The sequence below is a fragment of the Georgfuchsia toluolica genome (assembly GCF_907163265.1).
GTDB lineage: Bacteria > Pseudomonadota > Gammaproteobacteria > Burkholderiales > Rhodocyclaceae > Georgfuchsia > Georgfuchsia toluolica.
On record NZ_CAJQUM010000001.1, the window covers coordinates 3,411,403 to 3,429,019 of the forward strand.

Sequence of the window (17,617 nt, forward strand, 5' to 3'; positions counted from 1 at the left end):
CACTTCACAAGTCTGTGAATCTGAACTGATGAACAATATCAACCCTGTGCCTGTGCGTCCCGAACTGTCAAACTTGAAACTCGAAGCTAATGGGTATCTACGCGCGCTAGGCGAACACATTCGAGATCTAAGAGTGCGCCGGGGGATGCCCCGCGCAATCCTTGCACGTGACTCCGGAGTGTCGTTGCGTTATCTGGCCCAGTTGGAAAGCGGTGAGGGAAATATCTCTATAGTCCGCTTGCGGCAGGTCGCCCAAGCAATGGCGATTCCTCTGGAAGATATTGTCCGGGTAGGACCAGAACAAGCGCCGGAACTTACGCTGTTGGTTCAGTACCTCTCCCGCTTGCCCCCTGCCCAGTTGGGAGAAGCGCGAGAACTCCTGCTGGGTACTTTCGAAAAAAAGGGGCGGCGCCATCGTATTGCCCTGGTCGGGTTACGCGGGGCAGGCAAGACTACCTTGGGTAAGATGCTTGCGGCGCACCTGGATGTGCCTTTCATCGAACTCGCCGACGAGATCAGGCGGTTAGCCGGGATGACATTGCCCGAGGTATTCTCCCTTTATGGACAGTCAGCTTACCGCCGCTATGAGCAACGCTCGTTGCAAGCGGTGATCGATACTTATGATCGTTTTGTGCTGTCTACCGGGGGCAGCATCGTCACCGAGGCGGCAACTTTCGACAAATTGCTCACTTACTGCCATACGATCTGGCTCAAAGCGAGCCCATCCGATCACATGGCCCGAGTTGTGGCACAAGGTGACCGGCGTCCCATGAGCGACAACAGTGAGGCGATGAAGGATCTGGAGCGTATTCTGGCTGGGCGCGAACCCATGTACATGAAGGCTGACGCAACGGTAAATACTTCAGCCGGCGACCTCCAGCAGAGCTTTGCCGAACTTCTGAAACAGATCAATCCCTGATTTCCTGCTCCGTCCCGGAACTCAGGAAAATTATCTACTTTCATGCCATTAACATGTCTGCATTCTACTTCACTAAAGATACGAGTGTTTTTCATAAGGCACAACAAGTGAGCTTGCTGAACATGTTGGCTAAGCATGCATTTATTTAACCCGACTTTCAAAATGGAACACGGACTTTTTACCTCTCATTATCCAATACGGTTTTCCCATACCGACATGGCGGGCATCGTCTACTTCCCGAATTTCTTCGATATGTTTCAGACCGTTGTTGAAGACTGGTTTACCCACTGGCTGGGTATTAACTATGCGGTCCTGATCACGGAACGCAAGGTTGCCTTGCCATCAGTGAGGGCTGCATGCGACTTCAAGAGCCCCGCTCGTATCGGGGACATCCTCGATTTGACGGTAATATTGAAAAATATCGGACGTTCATCAATCTCGATCGGGATCGAGGGCTCAATCCGCGGCAATCCTACGCTGCTCGGCGAAGTTGTACTGGTAACGCTATCAGTGGGGAATTTCAAATCGATTCCGATTCCGCCTGACATCGCCAGTCGGCTCGAAGACTATCGGCGGTTGACCGAAGTATCCACGTCCAATTGATCATCGCCGGCAAGTCGATGCTGGTTTGCGGCAATACGGCGGCAATGGTCGGCGAAACCCGCTTTGCCAAGCACTTCCGGGTCTCGGCGACCGCCCGAATCACTTCGGTGCATTCGACTGCTCATCCCCCGCGTCTGATGTCAGCGGCGGGGGATGATGCTGTCAACATACAACTTTGGGATAAAGTTTATGCGTCCTCAACATCACTTCGTCGGCGAACTGGTCGGCACCTTCCTCCTGGTATTTTTCGGCTGCGGGTCGGTTGCCGTACGATCTTGCGCATGCTGAACTTGGTGACCCTGTTCCAGGGACAGACTGTGTTGCACATGCCGCACGGGTAACAGGACTTAAAAGCATTGCCGCCACTCGCCTTGATCGCGTCGATGATTTCCTTTTAGGGGGTTGCAATCTCCATACTCTATTACTCTGTCGTGTCAAGCATTGGTCTTACGGCTTTGCCATTCTGGCGATGGTATCCAGCACCTGCTGCATTCCATACTTGTCGATCATCGAACCGAGGCCGATCTCGACGTCGCCCAGCTTCGGCTGATCTTCCTCGACTTCCTCTTCGCGCTCGACGTAGATCAGAGCTTCGGCCAGGCACCACTCGACGCACTTGGGTTTGTCCAGCGTCGGCGTGTCTTCGCACATGTCGCATTTCAGCGGCAGCCCCGAATCGGGCTCGTGGAACATGTCGCGCGAGGGGCACGAAGCCCGGCAAAAATCGCACTCGTTGTATTCCTTGCCGTCGATGATGTATTTGTCCCGGCCGGTGCATTCCGCCTCGGTATACTCGCCGGCATAGACCGGCAGGTAGATGTCCTTCAGCGGCAGGCGCACGATACGGATGCGCGAGCGCGCCGGGTTGTTGCTGCTGTAGCGCGGCGTGGCGTGCCACGAGGAGCAGATCACCTCGCAAGCCTTGCAGCCATTGCACTTGTCGGCATCGATGGTGATGGACTTGACGATTTTCTTGACCTTAGCCATTGCTGTAAATTCCTTTCTGTTCGAATTCCTCGGCGATGTAATCCAGTTCCAGCTCGTGGAGGGATTCCTTGGTCGGAATGCCCTGATCGTTGAAGCCCTTCAGCTTGTAATACTGATCGAGCAGCTGCTTTTCCAGATCGGGGAAGCGCTTCTTCCAATGGTCCTCTGGCGGCTTGTCGTCAGCGCGGCGCATGCCGCGGCGCACGTTGAGGGCGCGCATCAGGGTGCGGGTGCGCGTCGCCGACTGCCATACGTCATCCTTGTTCATTTTTATTCCGGTCGCCGCCGTGATGAACTCGGGATAGTTGTGAATGTGGTAGGGCGGCTTCAGCGGGAAGGAGGACAGGCCGGCGCACATACCCACGGCGTCGTCGATGTAGTGCATCTTCTCCATCCAGTCCACGATGTCGCAACTGGCCTCGACCGTCGGGTAGTAGGGGTTGGACATCTCGCCGCGCGGCTCCCAATCGACGTAGTACTTCTTGAACTTCTCGTCGGGCACCTGAATCCAGTCCTTGACGAACTCCTCGCGCGCCTCGCGTGTGGGGAACGGTTCTTGCGGAAACTGGCCTTCGATCTGGGTGATGTTGATCTTCTCGCCGGTTGAGTACATCAGGTAATAGACCGGATTGAGCATGCCCAGCTTGAGCGGCAGCTGCTCGTGCTTCTTGATAGTGTTATGGTCGAACTTCTCCGCGCCCTTGCCGATGCGCCGGGCCGCCCAGTAAGTGCCGTCGGCGAGGTAGTCGCCGATACCCTCGCGGCGGACGATCTTCTCCAGCAGGTAGAAGAAGCGGCCTTCATTATCGTCAGGCATGCCCGGGAAATCATCCTTGGTCAGAATGCCGTTCTCCAGCAATTCCAGGCCGAAGGCCATGGCCTGCGGAGTGGAGAAACCGTCGAGGCCGTATTCGGTGGCCTTTTGCGCAATCTTGAAGCCGAAATCCAGGTCCGAAAAGGCAGCCATGGTGTAAGTCAGCTTGGAGTAGCACTTCATCATATAGGTGGGTAGGCCGGGCACGGAGATGGTGGCGCCGCACTTCATCGGGCAGTTGTGGCAACTGATCAGGCGGGTGCGCACGTTTTCCTGGGTCTCGCGCCACTTCTCTTCGATTTCATGGGTCCAGAAGTCCTTGCGCCGGGTACGCGAGTTACCCCACATGAAATTGGTGGTGTGCCATTGCTCGTCGACGATGGCCATTTCCTGCGGCGAGCCGAGCCCCTGCAGGATTGGCGGCACGCCCTTGATCGGATTGTCTTCGCGGAACTTGATGTACTTCAGTACATCGTTGCACAGTTCCATGTACTTGCCCGGATCGGCGACGTTGATGTCCTTTGTGCCACGCACGGCGATGGCCTTGAGGCCCTTGTCGCCCATCACCGCGCCGATGCCACCCCGGCTGGCGCTGGAGCGGCCTTGCTCGACAGAGGCGTAGAAGACCCGGTTCTCGCCGGCCAAACCGATGGCCGCCACCTGAATATCCGGATCCTTCAGTTCCTTGCGGATTGCCTCCGATGTCTCGGTCGCGCCCATGCCCTTGAGGTGCGAGGCGTCGCGGATCTCGACCTTGTCGTTGTTGATCCAGAGATAGACCAGATCGGGCGACTGGCCGCGGATAATGACTTTGTCGTACCCCGCGTACTTCAACTCCGGCGACCAGAAGCCGCCCATCATCGAATAGGCCACCAGCTTCGTCTGCGGTGAAATGGTCGAAACGATGGTGCGGTTGCAGCCGGGCGCTCCAGTGCCGCAAAGCAGGCCGGTGCTGAAGATCAGCAGGTTGTCCTCAGAAAATGCTTCCGTCTCCGGCGGTACCCTGTCCCACATGATCTTGGCGTTGGTGCCGAGACCACCCAGGTAAAGCTTGGTGTCCCTTGGGTCGGTCTCCACACGGTCTATGCTCCCGCGGGAAAGATCCACTTCCAAATCAAATCCTATTTCTCCGTACCGCATCTCTTTGGTCCTCTCTCAGACTGTTTCTTGCCCATATGTCTTGCGCGCTTGCACGCGTTTGCCGGTTTTTCCCGTTGACGACGATTGCTTCTTGAATGCTGTGCCGCGACCGGCCCGACCGATCAGCGGTGGCTGGCGCTGACGAGTGGTGAAGTCGGGAGCAACAAATAAACCATTTCCAAGTTGTAGCCAGCCTCTGCATATCTCATTCTGTTGCCCCTTTCATGTTCATCTTGAACAGGTTTTTCTCTTGCATGCGGCCTAAGCCGTCACAGGGACCGGGGTGATGGGAATCACCGCTGGTTTAGCCTTGTGTGCCTTGGCATCATGGACTGCCGTCTTGACCAATCCTGGGAATGCAAGCGCTTCGGTCAGCATATAGGCAGCTTGCGCATAGGAAGTCGGGCACAGGGCGAAGCATTCCTGGCAATCCCAGCATTCCGTCTTGGCGACTTCCGGAATGAAGGCGATCTGGCGCACGGCGCCGTTATCGAAGAAGCTGACGGCGTTCTTGTGCTTGACCTCATCGCAGTAACGCACGCACAGACCGCACAGGATGCAGAACGACGCCTCCCGCTCGAAGCGGTTGCGGTCGGCCCCATACTCCTCGGCCAGCTTCACCAGTTCCGGCGCGTCCGGCGCATGGGCCATCAACTCCTCGACCAGCACCTTGCGGATCTTGTCGACCTTTTCCGAGCGGGTACGCACGACGATGTCCTTCGCCACCGGATACAGGCAGGAGACGACGTAGCTGGTCCAGCCGCGCGATTCGACTTCCACCATGCACAGGCGGCAGCCACCGAAGGCCTCCAGCTTTTCGTGGTGGCACACCGTAGGGATGTGGATGCCCGCCTGCTGCGCCGCCTGGAGGACGGTCATGCCGGCCTTGGCCGTGACTTCCTTGCCATCAATCGTCAGGACGATTTCACTCATTTCGTATCTCCACTACCGGCGGCGATGCGCGCTTCATACTCGGGCTTGAAATAGCGGAACATGCTCTTCAGCGGATCGCCCGAGGTCTTGCCCAAGGCGCACAGGCTGGCGACGTTGGTCACCTCGATCAGGTCCTGCAGGCGCTCGATGTCGCCCGGCTTGCCGCGGCCTTCGGTGATGCGGGTGAGGATCTGCAGCATCTGCTGCATGCCCTCGCGGCAGGGCACGCACTTGCCGCAGGATTCCTTGGTGAGGAAGTCCATCAGGTAGCGCGCCACTTCGACCATGTCGGTATCTTCGTCCATGAGCAGCAGGCCGCCGGCGCCGATCGGTGCGCCGAGCTTGGACATGCCGTCGAAATCGAGCGGGGCATCGATCAGATCGGCCGGGATGGAGCCGCCCATGGCGCCGCCGAAGTGGATGGCCTTGAGCGTCTTGCCATCGCACACGCCGCCGCCGATGTCGAACACCAGGGTGCGCAACGGTGTGCCCATCGGCACTTCCACGACGCCGCTATTCACGACATTGCCCGACAACGAAATCAGCTTGGTGCCCTTGCTCTTCTCGGAGCCGATGCTGGTGAACCACTCGGCACCCTTGGCGATGATCTGCGGCACGTTGGCCCAGGTCTCGACGTTGTTGAGATTGCTGGGCTTGTCCCAGATGCCGGACACCGAGGTGCGGATGTACTTCGGCCGCGGCTCGGGCGGATTGCCTTCGATGGAGCGCATCAGGGCCGACGACTCGCCGGAGACGAAGATGCCGACGTCGAAATGCAATTCGCATTCAAAGTCAAAGCCGCTGCCGAGGATGTTCTTGCCGAGCAGGCCGTATTCGGCGGCCTGGGCCAGGGCGTTGCGGACATGTTTTTCCAGCAGCGGCATGTCGTGGCGCGTGTACATGAAGCCCTTCTGCGCGCCGATGGCGTAGGCGCCGATGATCAGGCCTTCGAGGATCTTGTGCGGATTGCCGGTGAGCATGGCCCGGTCCATGAAGGCGGCCGACTCGCCTTCGTGGCCGTTGACGATGACATACTTGATCTTCTCCGGCGCGTTCCTGGTGGTCTCCCACTTCGAACCGGCCGGGAAGCCGCCGCCGCCGCGGCCGCGCAGGTTGGCCTTCTTGACTTCGTCGAGCACCTGTTCCGGACTCATCGTGGTCAGGGCCTTGACCAGCGCCGCGTAACCGCCGACCGCCAGATAATCCTCGATGCGCATCGGATCGATCTTCGGGTTGTCGCCGATGAGCAGCCGCGTCTGGTGCTTGTAGAACGGCACCTCTTGCATATGCACGGCCTTGGCGCCGGTGTTCGGATCCTGGTACACCAGGCGCTCGACCACTTCGCCTTTCAACGTGGCGGCGATGATCTCCGGCACGTCCGTGGGCCGGACCTCGAAGTAGCAGATGTCGCCGGGAGTGACGACGACGTTGGGTCCCTTCTCGCAGTAGCCGTGACAGCCGGTGGTCCTGACTTCAAGCTTGTCGCCCAACTTGTTCTGGTCGACATGGGCCAGGAAGGCGGCGGCAACCGCCGCCGAATCCATGCCGTCGCAGGCCGCGCCGGCGCAGACGGCGATGCAGGGTTTGGCGGGATCGCGCTGGGCGAGGATTTCGGCGCGGAATTTTTCCAGTTCAGCCGCTGATTGGAGCCTGGGCATGATGTCTTCCTACTCGTAACTGTTGAGAACGGCTTCGGCCTTGTCAGGCGTCATCCTGCCGTAGTGCTTGCCGTCGACGATGAGTTCCGGCCCGATGCTGCAACTGCCGAGGCAGGCGCCGGTCTCGACGGTGAATTTGGATTCGGCATCCGTCTCGCCGGCCTTGAGACCGGTAAGTTCTTCCACCTTCTTCAGCAGCTTGGCTGCACCGCGCAGGTGACAGGTCATGCCGGAGCACACATGCACCTTATGACGACCCTTCGGGGTCAGGCTGAAGGTCTTGTAGAAGCTGGCGATCTGCATCACCTGGGCGAAGGGCACTTCCAGCGCATCGGCAATGCGGTGCATCACTTCCCTGGGCAGCCAGTGGTTCTCGTGCTGGATCTCCACCAGCGCGTGAATCAGGGAACCCGGCTGGCCGCGGTATTTTTCGATGATGGCGTCGATTTTCTTTTCACACATTTTGCATATCCCGTATGAGTGATTCGCTTCAGGCGGCGATCGCGGCCCGCACGTGGCTGCCGTCGATCTTGACCACGCCCTGCTGCGACAGCAGGTGCATGTGGCGGGCGACCTCGGCCGGCTCCAGGCCCAGCTTCTGCGCCACTTCCTCGGTCGATGCCAGGCCCTGGCGCAAAGCACCCATGATGCGGCTCATGGCCAGCTTGTCCAGCACCAGGTCCTTGAACAGGACGTTGTAGTCCTCGCGCGCGAAGAATTCGCGGTAGCCGTCTTCCGTCCGCTTCGGCACGCGGAAGCGTTCGCGCTCGACCAGCTTGATGTAGGGCACCATCTGCGTGGCCGCTTCGAGGCCGTCCTGCAGGTCGGCGACGTCGCGGCCTTCGGAGTAACCAAAGGGTCCGAGGGCTTTGATCTTGGCGCCGAACTCGTTCATGATTTCGGCGAAACGGATACCTTCTCCGGCAGATACCCATTCCAGCCGCAGCCGGTCGGGATTGACGCCGACGTTTTCGAGGATGCGCTTGGCGACCATGCTGTTGCCCAGCGCGTCGTAGTTGCCTTCGGGGTTGTAGTGGCAGTCGCCAAGATGGCAGCCGCCAATGAACACGCCGTCGGCCTTCTTGGCGAAGGCGCGGAAGATGAACTCGAGGTCGACGCGGCCCGAGCACATCAGCCGGATCACGCGCAGGTAGGGCGGATACTGGAAGCGCGAGACGCCGCACAGATCCGCGCCGCCGTAGCAGCACCAGTTGCAGAGAAAGCCGACAATGATCGGTTTGAAATCGGAGGGGGCAGCCATACTCAGTCCCTTATCAGTTGCGTTGTCATGTCGGCGCGCCTCAGACCAGTTCCAGCGCGGCGTCGATCTGGTTGCACACTTCGTCGTTGGTGTAGTGCGAGAGGCTGATGGCCGCGGTCGGACACTTCGCCACGCATAGCCCATCGCCCTTGCACAGCACCGCATTGACCACCGCCTTCTTGCCGCGCGGCGTTTCCTCGAAGTCGATGGCACCGTAGGTGCACACCGAGAGGCAGGCGCCGCAGGAGATGCAGTCGGTCGTGCTCACCGAGGTGACCGCGCCCGAGGCGACAACGGTGTCGCGCGACAGCAGGGTCAGCGCCCGACCGGCCGCGCCATAGGACTGAGTGATGGTTTCCGACAGGTGCTTGGGATATTGCGCCGTGCCGCAGAGGTACACGCCTTCGGCGGCAAAATCCACCGGCCGCAGCTTGGCGTGCGCTTCCTGGAAGAAGCCATCGGGACCCAGCGGCACCTTGAACATGCGCGCCAGTTCGCTGGCACCCGGCGCCGGGATTACAGCGGCTGCCAGAACAATGGCATCGACGTCCAGCTCCAGCTTCTTGCCCAGGATCGGATCGGTGGCAGTCACGCGGATGAATTTGCGGCCGCCTTCGTCCCGGGCTTCCACCGCCGGCTTGTCTTCCGGCTCGTAGCGAATGAACTTGACGTCCTTGTTCGACGCTTCGCGGTAATAGTCTTCGCGGAAACCGTAGGTGCGAATGTCGCGGAAGAGCACGTAGATGTCCACTTCCGGCTTGAGCGCCTTCATCTTCAGGGCGTTCTTCATGGCACCACTGCAGCAGACGCGCGAGCAATAGTTGCGGTCTTCGTTGCGGCAGCCGACGCACTGGATCATCACCACGCTCTCGGCCGCCATCAGTTTTTCGTCCTGCTTGGCGAGCTGGCCTTCCATCTCCAGCAGAGTCATTACCTTGTCGTTCGCGCCGTACAAATACTCGGTCGGCTGGTACTCGGCGGCGCCGACTGCGATGATGGCGGCGCCGTGCTTGATTGTGCGCACCCGGCCCTTGGACTTGACCGTGGTGGTGAAGTTGCCGACATAACCGTCGACATGCGTGACTTCGGCATTGGTGATGGCGTGGATCTTCGGGTGGCGGTACACTTTCTTCTTGAGATCCCCGATGAAGGTCTGCACGTCCATGCCTTCGAGCGTGAAGTGGAGGCGGTTGGCCATGCCACCGAGATCGGAGGCCTTCTCGATCAGGTAGGTCTCATAGCCTTGTTCCGCCATGGTGTGGGCGCTGGTCATGCCGGCGACACCGCCGCCGACCACCAGCGCGGTCTTGTCCACCGGCAGGGAGAACTCGTCCAGCGGCTCCAGTTTGGTGGCCCGTGCCACCGACATGCGGACGATGTCCTTGGCCTTCTGCGTCGCGGCTTCCTGCTCCTTGGAATGCACCCAGGTGCAATGCTCGCGGATGTTGGCCATGTCGAAGAAGTACTGGTTGACACCGGCTTCGCGCAGCGTGTCGCGGAACAGCGGTTCGTGCGTGCGCGGGGTACAGGCGGCGACCACCACCCGGTTCAGACCCTTGTCGCGGATGGTGTCGGAGATGGCCTTGGCGGTGTTGGTGGCGCAGGCAAACAGGCTCTCCTCGACGTGCACTACGTTTGGCAGTCCCTTCGCATACTCGGCGATGCCCGGTACGTCCACCACGCGGCCGATGTTGGCGCCGCAGCGGCAGACGAAGACGCCGACCTTGGCCTCTTCTTCCGAGGAATCTTTCTCTTCTGGATACACCCGGTCTTCGGAGAGCTGGCCGCGCCGCGACTTGAGCAGGTTGGAGGCCAGGGCGCCGGCGCCACTGGCGCCCATCACCGACTCGGGAATATCCATCGGGCCCTGGAAGGCGCCACTGGTGTATATGCCCAGACGGCTGGTCTGCAGCGGGTTGTCGGGATTGACTTTGCAGAAGCCGTGCTGATTGAGCTCGATGCCGAACACCTTGGAGAAGCGCCGGGCATCCTTGGGCGGAGTCAAGCCCACCGACAGCACCACCAGTTCAAAGAATTCCTCGACCACCCCGTCCGGCGTAGTGTAGCGGATGGAGACGTCGCCGGTCTCCGGATCTTCGCTGCCGATCGAGGTGTAGCTGCGGATGAAATGCACGTCGGGCAGCTTGTGCGCGCGCTGGTAGAAACGCTCGAAGTCCTTGCCGTAGGAGCGAATGTCGTTGTGAAATATCTTGGCCTGCATATCGGGCAGGTGGTCCTTGGCCAGAATCACCTGCTTCTGCGTGTACGAGCAGCAGACGGCGGAGCAATAGCTGTTGCCTCCGGCCGGATTGACCTGACGCGAGCCGACGCAGTGGATCCAGGCGATCTTGTGCGGATGCTTCTTGTCCGAGGGCGCAGGATCTGGCCTTCGTGTGGACCGGTGGAGCAGAGCAGGCGCTCAAAGTCCATGCTGGTGACGACGTTGGCGAACTTGCCGTAGCCGTAATCGTTGCGCGGCAATGGGTCGAAGGTCTCGTAGCCGGCCGCCAGGATGATGGCGCCGACCTTGACCTTGACCTTCTCCGCCTTCTGGCCGAAATCGATGGCGTGGTTTTCGCAAACGGTCTGACAGATCGAGCAGGTCTTGTCCTTGAGGAACAGGCAGCTCTCGTCAATGTAGGTGACGAGCGGCACTGCCTGCGAGAAGTAAATGTGCACGGCCTTGTTCTGCGACAGGTTCTGGTTGAACGGGTCGGGGATTTTGGCCGGGCAGTACTCGACGCAGACAGTACATCCGGTGCACTTGTTCTCGTCGACGTAACGGGGCTTCTTCAGCAGCGTGACGGTGAAGTCACCGGGTTCGCCCTCGACCGCGTCGACGTCGGTGTAGGTCATCAGCTCGATGTTCGGCTGCCGGTCGGTTTCGATGAACTTGGGCGACTCGATACACATCGAGCAGTCGTTGGTGGGAAAGGTCTTGTCGAGTTGCGACATCTTGCCGCCGATGGTCGGCGACTTCTCCACCAGATAGACCTTGTAACCGGCTGAGGACAGGTCGAGCGCAGCCTGGATGCCGCTGATGCCGCCGCCGACGACCATGATGTCGCCCATGTTGTCATCCGCGCCACGCAAGACGCGCAACGTGTCCATTTGCTGTTGCAGAAGTTCGAATGTCACTTTGATGTCCTCGCCTAGATCGCTTCGCGGATGATTTCGGTCATGTCCTTGACCTCGATCGACGCACCACCGTCCGGCCGGCCGAGGCGGCTATCCTCGAAATTGGTGATGCAGTAGGGGCAGGAAGTGACCAGAACCTCGGCACCGGTCTGCGCCGCCTGTTCCAGGCGCAGGTCGGAGAATCGCTCACCCTTGGGCGTTTCCATCCAGATGCGGCCGCCGCCGCCGCCGCAGCAGAAGCTGTTCTTCTTCGACTCTGCCATCTCGTTCAATTTGAGGCCAGGTACGCTCTTCAGCGCTTCGCGCGGCTGCTCGAATATGCCGTTGTGGCGGCCCAGGTAGCAGGGGTCATGGTAGGTGACGTTCCTGGCGACTTCCTTGGTCAGTTTGAGGCGGCCTTCATTGATCAGTTGATGCACGTACTCGGTGATGTGGACCACCTCGAAGTGCACCATGAATTCGGGGTACTCGTTCTTGAAACTGTGGTAGCAATGCGGTGAGGAGACCAGGATCTTCTTTACGCCGTTGCCGATCAGCTGGGCGATGTTGGAGCGGGCCAGGTTGCGGAACAGGGTCTCGTCGCCGGTCTTGCGGATACTCTCGCCGCAGCAGCTCTCGTCGGTGCCGAGGATGCCGAAATCAACGCCCGCTGCCTGCAGGATTTCCACCGTGGCCTTGGCGATTTTCTTGCCACGCGGGTCGTAGGCCAAATAGCAGCCGGGGGAGTAGAGAATTTCCATGCCCTCAGCGAAGCGCTTGACATTGAGGTCCTTGGCCCAGTCGGCGCGCTTCGAGCGCGCCTCACCGAAGGGGTTGCCTTCGGCCTTGAGGCTGGCCGCGACGCCGGGAATGGGCGAGGCACCGCCAGCAAAGACGTCATATTCCGTAGCGATGCGGCGCAGTGCCACGCCCGACTTGATCTGCTGGACGTCGCGCGGACAAACTTGCGGACATTTGCCGCAGGTTGTGCAGCGCCAGATATCCTCGTTATCGATCTCGGTCAGGCCGAAGGTGGCCTCGCGCACGAGCTTGCGCATGCTGAATTTGCTGACCCTGTTCCAGGGGCAGACCGTGTCGCACATGCCGCATTGGTAACAAGACTTAAAAGCATCACCGCCACTCGCCTTGATCGCGTCGATGATTTCTTTTTGGGGGGTTGCAGTCTCCATGCTCTATTACCCTGTCGTGTCAAGCAGTTGCGAATGCCGGGCAGCCGGCCGGTTGCATGTACTCAAACTCCTGGCGCCGCATACTCTTCGGTGCAGTACACAACGTTGCCGCCGCACGGCTATCAGCGTGTACTTTCCACTCGCGCGCACAATTAAATATGCGTTTCTCGTACCGGTTCTTGAACTGGTTAAACAAACCATCGCTCATTGAGAAAGCGCCTCCTTAACCATATAAGCCTTACCTGCTTATTACATGATTTATATGCTACATATTGATCTACATGCTACATATTGCTAATATGCAATATGATGCATATTAATACTTATCGAGGTTGATGTGTTGACCTATGTCAACAACCGCGACTTTTCTCCAAAGGTGCCAAACAGGTTAAGGCAATCAAACAGGAGAAAATCAAGCACAGCGCCTGCGGAATTTACAACTGCTCAAGAGGCCGAGCACAAGTCCGGCCTCTTGAGCTTACGGGCGTTCAAAGACCGCTGCGATACCCTGACCACCGCCGATGCACATCGTCACCAAGCCATAACGCTTGCCGATGCGCGCCAATTCATAGAGGCACTTGACGGTCAGGATGGCGCCAGTGGCGCCGAGAGGGTGGCCAAGCGCCACGGCGCCGCCGTTCGGGTTAACCTTGGCCGGATCGAACCCCAGTGCTTGCGTAACGCTCAAGGCTTGAACCGCAAAAGCTTCGTTCGACTCGATGACGTCAATGTCCTTGACGCCGAGGCCGGCCCGCGCCAAGGCCAGCTTTACCGCTGGAATCGGCCCGGTGCCCATGATCGAGGGATCAACCCCGGCAACACCATAGGAGACCAGGCGCGCCAAGGGTTTCAGTCCCTCCTTCGCAGCGACAGCGGCTTCCATGAGCATGACGGCGGCTGAACCGTCATTGAGACCGGAGGCATTGCCAGCGGTCACCGTTCCATCTTTCTTGAATGCCGGTTTCAGCTTGGCAAGACTTTCCAATGATGCGTCGGCTTTCGGATATTCGTCGGTATCGAACAAGACCGTGCCTTTTCGCGACGGAATTTCGATAGGCACGATCTGCGTCTTGAAATGGCCTGCAGCGATCGCAGCGACAGCGCGTTTCTGGCTTTCCAATGCCAGTGCGTCCTGGTCGGCGCGGGAGATGTTGAATTGTTCGGCAATGTTCTCGGCCGTTATGCCCATATGGTTGGGCGAAAACGGATCAGTGACCGCCCCCACCATCATGTCCACCATTTTGGTATCACCCATGCGCGCGCCCCAGCGCGCGGCCGGCATCAGATAACCAGCACGACTCATGCTCTCTACACCGCAACCGATCGCGATGTCGGTGTCGCCAAGCTGGATCGCATTGGCGGCACTAACGATGGCCTGCAGGCCGGAACCACAGAGGCGATTCAAGGTGAGTGCGCAGGACTCCTTGACCATGCCAGCATTGAGAGCAATGACACGCGAAATATACATGTCGCGCGCCTCGCCATGAATGACGTTACCACAGACCAAGTGGCCGATCCGGGCTGGATCGATCTTGGCGCGAGCGATGACTTCCTTGACTACACTAGCGCCCAACGCTGACGGGGGAATATCTTTCAGTGTTCCGCCGAAGCTGCCGATTGCCGCGCGTGCACCACTCACCACTACTACTTCACGTTTCTCTGCCATTTACTTCTCCTGGTGTAATACCTTCCAATCCAATTAGCGCATCGAGTTCCAGGCCCATCGGATCCTTGATGCAGAGGTCGCGCTCGAACAATCAGGCACATGACAGTGCGTGATAAATGCGCCAGTCCCACTGATTTTGTGCGTCCGGGAGCGTCGTTGCCCTGGCGAGCACATATGTCATACCCATGCAATACAGCTCTTGGATTGTTTGTGCGGCCAGACATGACTTGATGAAGCGCCCGGTTAATTGCGAGAAAGCTATCACGCGAAACCAGCCGGAGCAATCCAAGATCTGTACACCAGCATTCCCATTGTGATGCCGATGATGTGATCGAAGGTCTTTGATTGACTCGACTTAACAGAACCAAGCTTTCCATTTATCAATGGATTGACTACTCAGCCCCGATCCGGCGTTTGAATTCTGATAAAGGAACCACATCGGGTTCGGTACAACGACGACGATCCGCTTCTGGTTCAGTAAGTGGAATGCACGGAACCACGGAGCGGCGAGAGTCGAGGCAAAGTTGCTGGTAAACGGCGGTTGCCTCCAGTTTCCAGGCCAGTTCGTCATTCGACAAAATGCGGATGACCTTGGCTGGCACACCAACCGCCAGGCTCCGGGGCGGAATCTCACTCTTCGCCGGAACGAAGGACGAAGCGGCGATGATCGACGATTCACCGATGACGGCAAAATCCATCACGACGGCATTCATGCCTATCAGGACATTGTCCATCAAAGTGCAGGCATGAATGATGGCCCCGTGTCCGATATGCCCGTTTTTTCCGATCACGGTGTCGATACGCGGGAAGCCGTGCAATACCACCGTGTCCTGGATATTGCTATCAGCGCCAACGATGATCCGCCCCAAGTCACCGCGCAGCGATGCACAGGGCGCCACATAGACACCCGGGCCGATGATGACGTCACCGATGACAACCGCGCTTGGATGAACGAAGGCACTCGGGTCGATGACCGGAATGACTCCGTCGAAGGAGTAGATTTGGCCCATGTCAATAAATCGTCATGCCGCCTTCGGCGGCCAGGACTTGGCCGGTGACATAGGCCAAGGCGGCGGAAGCGAAGAAGACGAACATCGGGGCGATGTCTTCCGCTTCGGCCAAGCGTCTGCCCGGTATGCGTTCCAGGTGCTTGTCCTTGGAGCGCTGGTCGGTGCGGATAACTTCAGTCATTGGCGTCTCCGCATATAACTCTGGTCAAGCCACAAAATCAACAAATCCGGACAGGCTGGTGTCCTGTCTGTCCGGGTTCTTTCATATTGGGTTTGCTAACTGGCTTGCTGCCAGTAATGCAAATCCATCCGGGCATTACTCTACCCGTTCAACGATGGTCGCAATCCCCTGGCCGACGCCGATGCAGAGTGATACAAGGCCGTAACGCACCCCGCGCCGCTTCATTTCGTGTACCAGCGTGCCCATGATGCGTGCACCGGTTGAGCCGAGCGGGTGACCCATGGCGATCGAGCCGCCATTGACATTGACGATCGCCGGGTCCATGCCCAGTTCGCGAATACAGGGAATGGATTGCGCGGCGAAGGCTTCGTTAAGCTCGATGAGACCTATGTCGCCGATCTTCAAACCGGCACGCGCCAAGGCTTTCTGAACTGCGGGAATCGGGCCCAGTCCCATGTAGGAAGGATCGCAGCCAGCCACCGCGCTCGACACTATCCGCACCATTGGTTTGTAGCCCAGCCGTTTTGCCGTGGCGGCTTCCATCATCAGTATGGCTGCTGCGCCATCGTTGATGCCACTGGAATTCCCGGCAGTGACAGTTCCATCCTTCTTGAAAGCCGGCGCCAGTTTGGCAAACTGCTCGAGAGTTGCATCGGGACGCGGAAACTCATCCTTGCTGATGATCACCGGGTCGCCTTTCTTCTGTGGCAGCACCACCGGCACAAGTTCGTCCTTGAATTTGCCGGCCGCATCCGCCGCGCCCCATTTGTGTTGCGATGCCAGGGCGAATTCGTCCTGCTCCTGGCGCGTTAGACCATACTTGCGCGCGACGTTCTCGGCGGTATCGCCCATGCTTTCCTTGGCATATGGCTCGGTCATTTTCGGATTGGTAAAGCGCCAGCCGATCACCGTGTCAAAGACCTTGACATCGCGGGAGAACGCTGACTCGGACTTGGCCATGACAAAGGGCGCCCGGGTCATCGACTCGACGCCACCAGCGATGAATACCTCGCCTTCGCCAACCTTGATCGCCTGTGCGGCGCTATTTACCGCGTTCAGGCCAGAAGCGCAGAGGCGATTGATGGTCTGACCGGCGACCGAGTGGGGCAAACCCGCAAGCAAAGCCGCCATGCGTGCGACGTTGCGATTGTCTTCCCCCGCCTGGTTGGTACAGCCGAGCAGCACATCCTCGATCAGGCTGGCGTCGAGATTGTTGCGTTTGACGATTTCGGCGATGCACAGGGCAGCCAAATCGTCAGGCCGAACACTTTTCAACACGCCGCCAAATTTTCCGACAGGCGTTCTGACTGCATCAATAATCACTGCTTCACGCATAGGATTCTCCATAAACTGCGCAGGTTGAACCACGCAGATGTCAATGTTAGATATATTGGCCGCCGTCGACCTTGATCACTTCGCCGGTGATATGGCGCGCTTTTTCGGTGCACAGGAAAGTGACCAACGCGGCGACTTCTTCGGGTGCACCCATGCGACCCAAGAGGATCTCCGTCATCGCCTTTTGCTTTGCTTCCTCCGGTAATGCTTTCATCATTTCCGTCTCGATCAGGCCGGGGGCTACGGCGTTGCAATTCACGTTGGACTTGGCCAGTTCGCGTGCCACTGTTTTAGTCAGGCCGATAATGCCGGCCTTTGCCGCGCTGTAGTTCGATTGCCCGAACTTGCCGCGCATGCCGTTGATGGAAGTGATATTGACGATTTTGCCGCTGTTCTGCTCTTTGAGCAGGGGCGCAACCGCGCGAATATAGTTGAAATAACCCTTCAGATTGATCGCAAGCGCTTCGTCCCACTGTTCTTCAGTCATCTTCCAGATAACCGCATCGCGGTTCACGCCGGCATTGTTCACCAGGATATCGACACTGCCAAATTCCTTGACCACTTGATCCACCATGGCCTGCGCATCTTTGAAATTGGCCACATCGGCACGCACCGCAATCGCCCGCCGCCCCATCTTTATGATCTCCGCGCAGATGGCATTTGCTTCAGTGTCGTGTTTGCGGTAGTTGATCGCGACGTTGGCGCCGTTCTTTGCCAGATCGAGAGCAACTGCACTGCCGATTCCAAGGCTGGCCCCGGTCACAATTGCATTTTTCCCATCAAGTTCCATGTTTTTTCCTTTA

Annotated in this window: 16 protein-coding genes; 2 read left to right on the top strand and 14 right to left on the bottom strand. The window is 58.7% G+C overall.

Annotated features, from left to right (window positions below; genetic code table 11):
* Positions 1-28 precede the first annotated feature (28 nt).
* Both K5E80_RS16155 and K5E80_RS16160 read left to right on the top strand, forming a co-directional pair.
* Positions 29-919, top strand: a complete 891-nt coding sequence (locus K5E80_RS16155; protein ID WP_220637121.1) for a helix-turn-helix transcriptional regulator — start codon at positions 29-31, stop codon at positions 917-919.
* 162 nt (positions 920-1,081) lie between these two features.
* Complete coding sequence (locus K5E80_RS16160) at positions 1,082-1,522, top strand: acyl-CoA thioesterase (RefSeq protein ID WP_343213268.1); 441 nt, start codon at positions 1,082-1,084, stop codon at positions 1,520-1,522.
* A gap of 447 nt (positions 1,523-1,969) precedes the next feature.
* On the opposite strand, the gene K5E80_RS16165 is transcribed toward K5E80_RS16160, so the two are convergent.
* The 14 genes from K5E80_RS16165 to fabG form a co-directional block, all read right to left on the bottom strand.
* A complete protein-coding gene (locus tag K5E80_RS16165; RefSeq protein WP_220637123.1) occupies positions 1,970-2,509 on the bottom strand; it encodes a 4Fe-4S dicluster domain-containing protein in 540 nt (179 codons plus the stop codon).
* Positions 2,502-4,463 (bottom strand): aldehyde ferredoxin oxidoreductase family protein, encoded by a 1,962-nt coding sequence (locus K5E80_RS16170; protein WP_281420324.1) that lies wholly within the window; start codon positions 4,461-4,463, stop codon positions 2,502-2,504. Before K5E80_RS16170 ends, K5E80_RS16165 begins: the two co-directional genes overlap by 8 nt.
* Positions 4,464-4,724: 261 nt before the next feature.
* Positions 4,725-5,396, bottom strand: a complete 672-nt coding sequence (locus K5E80_RS16175) for a 2Fe-2S iron-sulfur cluster-binding protein (RefSeq protein ID WP_220634861.1) — start codon at positions 5,394-5,396, stop codon at positions 4,725-4,727.
* Positions 5,393-7,054, bottom strand: coding sequence for a (2Fe-2S) ferredoxin domain-containing protein (locus tag K5E80_RS16180; RefSeq protein WP_220634862.1), 1,662 nt, complete (start codon positions 7,052-7,054; stop codon positions 5,393-5,395). Before K5E80_RS16180 ends, K5E80_RS16175 begins: the two co-directional genes overlap by 4 nt.
* A 9-nt stretch (positions 7,055-7,063) precedes the next feature.
* Positions 7,064-7,516, bottom strand: a complete 453-nt coding sequence (locus K5E80_RS16185) for an NADH-quinone oxidoreductase subunit NuoE family protein (RefSeq protein ID WP_220634863.1) — start codon at positions 7,514-7,516, stop codon at positions 7,064-7,066.
* A gap of 28 nt (positions 7,517-7,544) precedes the next feature.
* Positions 7,545-8,315 (bottom strand): hydrogenase iron-sulfur subunit, encoded by a 771-nt coding sequence (locus K5E80_RS16190; protein WP_220637125.1) that lies wholly within the window; start codon positions 8,313-8,315, stop codon positions 7,545-7,547.
* A 40-nt stretch (positions 8,316-8,355) separates the two neighbouring features.
* Positions 8,356-10,566 (bottom strand): FAD-dependent oxidoreductase, encoded by a 2,211-nt coding sequence (locus K5E80_RS16195; RefSeq protein WP_220637126.1) that lies wholly within the window; start codon positions 10,564-10,566, stop codon positions 8,356-8,358.
* A complete protein-coding gene (locus K5E80_RS17275) occupies positions 10,563-11,453 on the bottom strand; it encodes an FAD-dependent oxidoreductase (protein ID WP_220637127.1) in 891 nt (296 codons plus the stop codon). The genes K5E80_RS16195 and K5E80_RS17275 overlap by 4 nt, the downstream gene beginning before the upstream one ends.
* Positions 11,454-11,467: 14 nt before the next feature.
* Positions 11,468-12,622 (bottom strand): (Fe-S)-binding protein, encoded by a 1,155-nt coding sequence (locus K5E80_RS16205; protein ID WP_220637128.1) that lies wholly within the window; start codon positions 12,620-12,622, stop codon positions 11,468-11,470.
* Positions 12,623-13,100: 478 nt separating this feature from the next.
* A complete protein-coding gene (locus K5E80_RS16210) occupies positions 13,101-14,288 on the bottom strand; it encodes an acetyl-CoA C-acyltransferase family protein (protein ID WP_220637129.1) in 1,188 nt (395 codons plus the stop codon).
* Between the two features lie 392 nt (positions 14,289-14,680).
* On the bottom strand, positions 14,681-15,298 hold the full coding sequence (locus K5E80_RS16215; RefSeq protein ID WP_220637130.1) for a transferase hexapeptide repeat family protein: 618 nt from the start codon (positions 15,296-15,298) through the stop codon (positions 14,681-14,683).
* Between the two features lies 1 nt (position 15,299).
* On the bottom strand, positions 15,300-15,479 hold the full coding sequence (locus tag K5E80_RS16220; RefSeq protein ID WP_220637131.1) for an SDR family oxidoreductase: 180 nt from the start codon (positions 15,477-15,479) through the stop codon (positions 15,300-15,302).
* A 135-nt stretch (positions 15,480-15,614) separates the two neighbouring features.
* A complete protein-coding gene (locus K5E80_RS16225) occupies positions 15,615-16,814 on the bottom strand; it encodes a thiolase family protein (RefSeq protein WP_220637132.1) in 1,200 nt (399 codons plus the stop codon).
* Between the two features lie 46 nt (positions 16,815-16,860).
* Positions 16,861-17,604 (bottom strand): 3-oxoacyl-ACP reductase FabG, encoded by a 744-nt coding sequence (fabG, locus tag K5E80_RS16230; RefSeq protein ID WP_220637133.1) that lies wholly within the window; start codon positions 17,602-17,604, stop codon positions 16,861-16,863.
* Between the last annotated feature and the right edge of the window lie 13 nt (positions 17,605-17,617).

Bases quoted from the DNA above. Each gene is read 5' to 3' on its own strand.
- K5E80_RS16155 (WP_220637121.1), top strand. From the start codon at position 29: ATGAACAATATCAACCCTGTGCCTGTGCGTCCCGAACTGTCAAACTTG.
- K5E80_RS16160 (WP_343213268.1), top strand. From the start codon at position 1,082: ATGGAACACGGACTTTTTACCTCTCATTATCCAATACGGTTTTCCCAT.
- K5E80_RS16165 (WP_220637123.1), bottom strand. From the start codon at position 2,509: ATGGCTAAGGTCAAGAAAATCGTCAAGTCCATCACCATCGATGCCGAC.
- K5E80_RS16170 (WP_281420324.1), bottom strand. From the start codon at position 4,463: ATGCGGTACGGAGAAATAGGATTTGATTTGGAAGTGGATCTTTCCCGC.
- K5E80_RS16175 (WP_220634861.1), bottom strand. From the start codon at position 5,396: ATGAGTGAAATCGTCCTGACGATTGATGGCAAGGAAGTCACGGCCAAG.
- K5E80_RS16180 (WP_220634862.1), bottom strand. From the start codon at position 7,054: ATGCCCAGGCTCCAATCAGCGGCTGAACTGGAAAAATTCCGCGCCGAA.
- K5E80_RS16185 (WP_220634863.1), bottom strand. From the start codon at position 7,516: ATGTGTGAAAAGAAAATCGACGCCATCATCGAAAAATACCGCGGCCAG.
- K5E80_RS16190 (WP_220637125.1), bottom strand. From the start codon at position 8,315: ATGGCTGCCCCCTCCGATTTCAAACCGATCATTGTCGGCTTTCTCTGC.
- K5E80_RS16205 (WP_220637128.1), bottom strand. From the start codon at position 12,622: ATGGAGACTGCAACCCCCCAAAAAGAAATCATCGACGCGATCAAGGCG.
- K5E80_RS16210 (WP_220637129.1), bottom strand. From the start codon at position 14,288: ATGGCAGAGAAACGTGAAGTAGTAGTGGTGAGTGGTGCACGCGCGGCA.
- K5E80_RS16215 (WP_220637130.1), bottom strand. From the start codon at position 15,298: ATGGGCCAAATCTACTCCTTCGACGGAGTCATTCCGGTCATCGACCCG.
- K5E80_RS16220 (WP_220637131.1), bottom strand. From the start codon at position 15,479: ATGACTGAAGTTATCCGCACCGACCAGCGCTCCAAGGACAAGCACCTG.
- K5E80_RS16225 (WP_220637132.1), bottom strand. From the start codon at position 16,814: ATGCGTGAAGCAGTGATTATTGATGCAGTCAGAACGCCTGTCGGAAAA.
- fabG (WP_220637133.1), bottom strand. From the start codon at position 17,604: ATGGAACTTGATGGGAAAAATGCAATTGTGACCGGGGCCAGCCTTGGA.